7 protein-coding genes are annotated in these 5828 nt (G+C 72.2%); 6 read left to right on the top strand and 1 reads right to left on the bottom strand.

What is annotated here, in order from left to right; genetic code table 11:
- Positions 1-138 precede the first annotated feature (138 nt).
- From OZN99_RS23615 to OZN99_RS23630, 4 genes are read left to right on the top strand one after another with little or no spacing between them, the layout of a single operon-like run.
- Positions 139-1194 (top strand): ABC transporter ATP-binding protein, encoded by a 1056-nt coding sequence (locus tag OZN99_RS23615; protein ID WP_270937707.1) that lies wholly within the window; start codon positions 139-141, stop codon positions 1192-1194.
- Positions 1191-2702, top strand: a complete 1512-nt coding sequence (locus OZN99_RS23620; protein WP_270937708.1) for an ABC transporter substrate-binding protein — start codon at positions 1191-1193, stop codon at positions 2700-2702. The genes OZN99_RS23615 and OZN99_RS23620 overlap by 4 nt, the downstream gene beginning before the upstream one ends.
- Positions 2703-2730: 28 nt before the next feature.
- Positions 2731-3678, top strand: coding sequence for an ABC transporter permease (locus OZN99_RS23625; protein ID WP_270937709.1), 948 nt, complete (start codon positions 2731-2733; stop codon positions 3676-3678).
- Positions 3675-4583, top strand: coding sequence for an ABC transporter permease (locus OZN99_RS23630; RefSeq protein WP_270937710.1), 909 nt, complete (start codon positions 3675-3677; stop codon positions 4581-4583). The genes OZN99_RS23625 and OZN99_RS23630 overlap by 4 nt, the downstream gene beginning before the upstream one ends.
- Positions 4584-4598: 15 nt before the next feature.
- Here OZN99_RS23630 and OZN99_RS23635 read toward each other — a convergent pair whose 3' ends face one another.
- Positions 4599-5156 (bottom strand): hypothetical protein, encoded by a 558-nt coding sequence (locus tag OZN99_RS23635; protein WP_270937711.1) that lies wholly within the window; start codon positions 5154-5156, stop codon positions 4599-4601.
- Positions 5157-5259: 103 nt separating this feature from the next.
- On the opposite strand from OZN99_RS23635, the gene OZN99_RS23640 reads away from it, so the two are divergent.
- Together OZN99_RS23640 and OZN99_RS23645 are read left to right on the top strand one after the other, a co-directional pair.
- Positions 5260-5388, top strand: a complete 129-nt coding sequence (locus OZN99_RS23640; RefSeq protein ID WP_270937712.1) for a hypothetical protein — start codon at positions 5260-5262, stop codon at positions 5386-5388.
- On the top strand, positions 5388-5828 hold a 441-nt coding region (locus OZN99_RS23645; protein ID WP_270937713.1), incomplete at its 3' end, for a hypothetical protein. The genes OZN99_RS23640 and OZN99_RS23645, both read left to right, overlap by 1 nt.

Raw genomic sequence — 5828 nt, forward strand, 5'->3', positions numbered from 1 at the left:
GCCCGGCTGCCGCTTCGCGCCGCGCTGTCCCTTCGCGGTGGCGCGCTGCGCCGAGCCGCCGCCGCTCGCGCCGATGGGGGCCGGGCATGTCGCGGCATGCTGGCGCGCGCCGCTCGACGGCATCCTCGGGCAGGCGGCATGAGCGCGATCCTGGAGCTTGAGGACGTCGCGCGCGCCTTCCCGGTGCGGGACGCGCTGGGCCGCGCGAAGGGCGCGGTGCGCGCGGTGGACGGCGTCTCGCTCTCGGTGCCGGAAGGCGCGGTGCTGGCCATCGTGGGCGAGAGCGGCTGCGGCAAGTCCACGCTGGGGCGTGTCATGCTGCGGCTGATCGAGGCCGACCGCGGCGCGATCCGCTTCATGGGCGATGACCTGCGCGCGCTGAAGCCGGATGCGCTGCGCCGGCGGCGGCGCGACATGCAGCTGATCTTCCAGGACCCCTTCGCCAGCCTCGATCCGCGCATGACCGTGGAGGAGGCGGTGGCGGAGCCGCTGCGCCTGCACGGCATCGTCCCCCGCGCGCAGGAACGCGAACGGGTGGCGGAGTTGATGGCGCGCGTCGGCCTGCGGCCGGAGCAGGCGCGTCGCTGGCCGCACGAGTTCAGCGGAGGGCAGCGCCAGCGGATCGCCATCGCCCGCGCGCTGGCCAGCCAGCCCCGGCTGATTGTGGGCGACGAACCGGTCAGCGCACTGGACGTCTCGGTGCAGGCGCAGGTGATCAACCTGCTGCAGGACCTGATCCGCGAGTTCCGTCTGACCTTCGTACTCATCAGCCACGATCTGGGCGTGGTGCGCCACATCGCGGACCGCGTGGCCGTGATGTATCTCGGCCGCATCGTGGAGGAAGGACCGACCGCGCAGGTCTTCCACGCGCCGCGCCACCCCTACACCCGCGCGCTGCTGGCGGCGGTGCCGGGCCAGGGGGTGAAGGCGGTGCCGCTGGAAGGCGATGTGCCGAGCCCCATCGACCCACCCTCCGGCTGTCGCTTCCGCACCCGCTGCCCCTTCGCCGAGGCGATCTGCACGGAGCAGGCGCCCCCGCTGGAGGGTGGCAGCCATGCCGCGGCGTGCCACCTGCAGCACCGCCTGCCGCCCGCCGTGCCGCCGGCCGAGCACGATGCCGGCGGCGAGCGTCTGCGCCGCCTGCAGGCCTTCTTCACCGACCGCAAGACCAACAACACGGGAGCCACGACATGATCCGAAAGAGCCTTGCCGCCGCCTGCATCGGCCTCGCGGCGCTGGCCGCCTCGCCGCCCGCGGAGGCGCAGAACTTCCGCATCGGCCTGCGCGAGGACCCGGACATCCTGGACCCGACGCTGGCGCGCACCTTCGTCGGCCGCATCGTCTTCGCCGGGCTTTGCGACAAGCTGTTCGAGATCAACGAGCGGCTGGAGATCGTGCCGCAGCTGGCCACCGGCTATCGCTGGGACGACCCGACGACGCTGACCATCACGTTGCGCCAGGGCGTGCGCTTCCACGATGGCGAGCCGATGACGGCGGAGAGTGTGGCCTATTCGCTGAACCGCCACCTGACCATGCAGGGCAGCTTCCGCCGCGGCGAGATCGGCTCCATGCAATCCGTCGAGGTGGTGGATCCGCAGACCGTGCGCGTGAAGCTGCGCGAGCCCTTCGCGCCCTTCGTCAGCCAGCTGACCGACCGCGCCGGCATGATCGTCAGCCCGCGGGCCGCGGAGGCTGCCGGGCGCAACTTCGGCAACCGCCCGGTCTGCGCCGGCCCGATGCGCTTCGTGGAGCGCGTGGCGCAGGACCGCATCGTGCTCGAGCGCTTCCCTGAGTACTGGGATGCCGGCCGCGTGCATGTGCAGCGCGTCTCCTACCTGCCGATCCCCGACGGCAATGTGCGCCTGGCCAACCTGCAGTCCGGCGCGCTGGATCTGGTGGAGATCGAGGCGAATGACGTGCGCACCGTGCAGCGCAACAACCGGCTGCGCGTGACGATGACGGACGAGCTCGGCTACCAGGGCATCACCTTCAACATCGGCAACGGCGCGCGCGCGCAGACGCCCTTCGGGCAGAACCCCCGCATCCGCGAGGCCTTCGAGCTGGCGATCGACCGCGCTGCGGTGAACCAGGTGGTCTTCGAGGGCGTGCACACCCTGACCGCCCAGCCTCTGCCGCCGGCCAACCCCTATCACGTCCGCAACTTCCAGCCGGAGCCGCGCAACGTGGCCCGCGCGCGGCAGCTGCTGGCCGAGGCCGGCGTGCGCACGCCGCTGCCGGTCGAGATGACCGTGCCGAACAACCCCGACCTGCGCCAGGCCGCGGAGGTGATCCAGGCCATGGTGCGCGAGGCCGGCTTCGACCTGCGCATCAACGCGATGGAGTTCGCCTCCTCGCTGCAGGCGGCGGTGCGCGGCGAGTTCGAGACCTACCTGCTGGCCTGGTCCGGCCGCGTCGATCCGGACGGCAACACCTGGACCTTCATCCACAGCCAGGGCCCGCAGAACGACGGGAAGTACTCCAACCCCGAGGTGGACCGGCTGCTGAACGCTGCGCGGGTGGAGACCGATGCCGAGAAGCGGCGCGAGCTCTACGCGCAGGTCTGGACCATCGCGCTGCGCCAGGACCGGCACCGGATGTATCTGTGGCACCGCAAGCAGATCGTGGCGCACAGCGCGCGGCTGCAGGGCTTCCGCCCGATCCCGGACGGCCTCATCCGCATCCAGGACTTGAGGATCCAGTAGCCGGAGGAACCGGGGAGAGGGGGACGACATGGCCGGCTGGCTGCTGCGACGGCTGGGGCAGATCGTGCCCACGCTCGTCATCCTCTCCTTCATGGTCTTCGGGCTGCAGCAGCTGATGCCCGGCGACCCCGCGATCATCCTGGCCGGCGAGGAGCGCGGCGATCCCGTCGTGCTCCAGCAGATCCGCGAGGAGCTGCGGCTGGACCGGCCCATCTGGGACCAGTATCTGTTCTGGATTGGCAACGTGCTGCAGGGCGATTTCGGCTGGTCCTGGCGCATCCGCATGCCGGTCTCCGACCTGATCCTGGAAAAGCTGCCGGTCACCGCGCAGCTGGCCACGATGGCGTTCCTGATCGGCGTGGTGATCGGCGTGCCGGCGGGCATCCTTTCGGCCACGCGGCGCGACACGCCGACGGACTGGGCGGCGAACGGCGTCGCGCTGTTCGGCATCTCCATGCCGAATTTCTGGCTGGGCATCATGATGATCCTGCTGTTCAGCGTGGAGCTGGGCTGGCTGCCGCCCTCGGGCTACGTGCCGCTGTGGGAGGACCCGGTGCAGTCGCTTGCCACCACCATCATGCCGGCCTTCGTGCTGGGCACCGGCGTCGCCAGCGTGCTGATGCGCCACACCCGCGCCGCGATGCTGACGGCGCTCAGCCAGGACTACGTCCGCACCGCGCGCGCCAAGGGGCTGGCGGAGAAGGTCGTGGTCTGGAAGCACGCGCTGCGCAACGCGCTGATCCCGGTGGTGACGCTCGGGACCATCGAGTTCGGCCGGCTGCTGGCCGGCGCCGTGCTGACCGAGCAGATCTTCACCATCCCCGGCTTCGGCAAGCTGGTGGTGGATGCGGTGTTCAACCGCGACTATCCGGTGGTGCAGGGCGTGGTGCTGGCCACCGCCCTGATCTTCGTGCTGCTCAGCCTGGTCGCCGACCTGCTCTACATGGCGATCAACCCCAGGCTGAGGCAGGCATGAGCGGGGACGCATCTGCGCGCCGCATCGGCGCGACCGCCGCCCCCGTCGCCGTCGAGCGCGGCGAGAGCCCGGGCCGGCGCGCGCTGCGCCGCTTCTTCCGCCACCGGCTCGCGGTGTTCGGCCTGGTGGTGGTGGTTGGCTTCATCCTGGTCGCGCTGCTTGCGCCCTGGATCGCGCCCTACGACCCGATCGAGACGAGCTGGGCCCGCATCCGCAAGCCGCCCTCGGCCGAGCACTGGTTCGGCACGGACGAGAACGGGCGCGACGTGCTCTCCCGCCTCATCTGGGGCGCGCGGGCCTCGCTGATGGCCGGCGTCGTCTCGGTGCTCGGCGCGGTCGCGATCGGCGTGCCGATCGGGCTGCTGGCGGGGCTGTCGGGCGGCTGGGTGGATGCCACGCTCTCGCGCATCGCCGATGCGATGCTCTCCGTGCCCTTCCTGATCCTGGCGATCGCGCTGGCCGCCTTCCTGGGGCCCGCCCTGGAGAACGCGATGCTCGCCATCGCGATCACCGCGAGCCCGGTCTTCGTGCGGCTGGCCCGCGGCATGGCGCTGGAGGCGAAGTCCACGGACTGGGTGGAGGCCGCGCGCGCGCTGGGCAATCCGCCCTGGCGCACGGCGCTGGTGCATGTGCTGCCGAACATCGTCCCGCCGCTGCTGGTGCAGGGCACGCTGGCCATCGCGGAGGCGATCATCGCGGAGGCCTCGCTGAGCTTCCTCGGCCTCGGCCAGCAGCCGCCGGCGCCGTCCTGGGGCAGCATGCTGAACAGCGCGCAGCGATTCCTGGACCAGGCGCCGTGGCTGGCGGTGGCGCCGGGCATCGCGATCTTCGTGGTCGTGCTGGCCTTCAACCTGGTGGGCGACGGGCTGCGCGACGCTCTGGATCCACGCGCCCAACGGCGCTGACAGCCAAGGCGCTGATCACCGGGGCAACCGGTCCAGGAAGGCGAGGCCACGGCGCAGCGCGGCCGCGGTGCGGTGCAGGCTCTCGTCATCGCCCGGGAAGGCGGCCAGGGCGCGCAGCACGGCGAGCGTGGCGCCGGCCTCCTCCGCCTGCCGCGCCAAGCCGTGCGCATCCACCCGGGCCGCGTCCAAGGCCCAGTGGACCAGTCGCGAAAGATTGAACACCGCCGGCACCCAGTGATGCGGGTGGGAGAGGTGCAGCTTGGCACGCAGCATCCCGCCCACGACACGCCGGTGCGACGCCTGGTGGGCGAACCACGCCATCAGCACCGCCTCCACGCGGCGCGCGGGGGAGAGGCCCTCCAGCTCCTCCGCCGGCACGGCCAGCAGGGCGGCCAGCGCATCCTCGAACCAGGCGTCGGCAATGGCGTCAGCGTCGCGGAAGGCGCCGCGCAACTCGGCCAGAGTGATGCCGGCGCGGGCGGCCACGCGGTGCAGGCGGAGGTCGTACCAGCCGCTCTCGGCCGCCTCGGCCATCGCCGCCCGCACCACGCCGTCGCGCAGCCCTGCCCGCATCACCGCCGCTCCGCCCCTGTCCTGTTGCATATGGTTGCATGCCCGCGACAGGTCGCCCAACGGCCTTGATGGCGCCACGCGCCGGGCCGATGTGAGGGCGGCCATGAACCGCCTGCCCGTACCCCGCAAGCCGCTGCTCGACCTCGTGCCCGCGCCGGCGCGGCGCGTGCTCGGCGTCACGCTGCTGACGCTGACGCTGTGGATGGCCAGCTTCCTGGCTCTGTTCCGCTGATGGAGCGCCGCCCCTGGGAGCCGCCGCTGCCGCCGCCCTGGCGCGACGCGCGGGAGAAGATGGGCGAAGGCTATGCGCGGCTGCGCGACGGGACGCGCGGCCTGTTGCTGCCCATGTTCACCTGGCCGTTGGTGTTCGATTCCGTGACGGAGATCGTGAAGGGCAGCCCGACCGGCCTGGTTGCGGCCGCTCTCGGCCTCGGCCTGCCGGTGGTGGCGACCTGGCTGCTGCGCCGCGGCCATGCCGGCGACACCAACCGTGCCGCGATCGTGACCGGCGCGGCGACCGGCCTCGTCGCCGGGCTGGGCGCGGCGATGAACCCCTTGATGGCCTTGCTGCTCGGCGGCGGTGCCTGGCTCGGCACCCGGCTGCTCTACGACGGTGCGGTGCAGGAGGTGGCGCCGCCGGCGCCGCCCGCCCCGCCGGCGCCCCCCGGGCCG

This window comes from Falsiroseomonas oryzae, assembly GCF_027856955.1.
GTDB classification, from domain to species: Bacteria; Pseudomonadota; Alphaproteobacteria; order Acetobacterales; family Acetobacteraceae; genus Falsiroseomonas; species Falsiroseomonas oryzae.

Bases quoted from the DNA above. Each gene is read 5' to 3' on its own strand.
- OZN99_RS23615 (WP_270937707.1), top strand. From the start codon at position 139: ATGAGCGCGATCCTGGAGCTTGAGGACGTCGCGCGCGCCTTCCCGGTG.
- OZN99_RS23625 (WP_270937709.1), top strand. From the start codon at position 2,731: ATGGCCGGCTGGCTGCTGCGACGGCTGGGGCAGATCGTGCCCACGCTC.
- OZN99_RS23640 (WP_270937712.1), top strand. From the start codon at position 5,260: ATGAACCGCCTGCCCGTACCCCGCAAGCCGCTGCTCGACCTCGTGCCC.
- OZN99_RS23620 (WP_270937708.1), top strand. From the start codon at position 1,191: ATGATCCGAAAGAGCCTTGCCGCCGCCTGCATCGGCCTCGCGGCGCTG.
- OZN99_RS23635 (WP_270937711.1), bottom strand. From the start codon at position 5,156: ATGCGGGCAGGGCTGCGCGACGGCGTGGTGCGGGCGGCGATGGCCGAG.
- OZN99_RS23630 (WP_270937710.1), top strand. From the start codon at position 3,675: ATGAGCGGGGACGCATCTGCGCGCCGCATCGGCGCGACCGCCGCCCCC.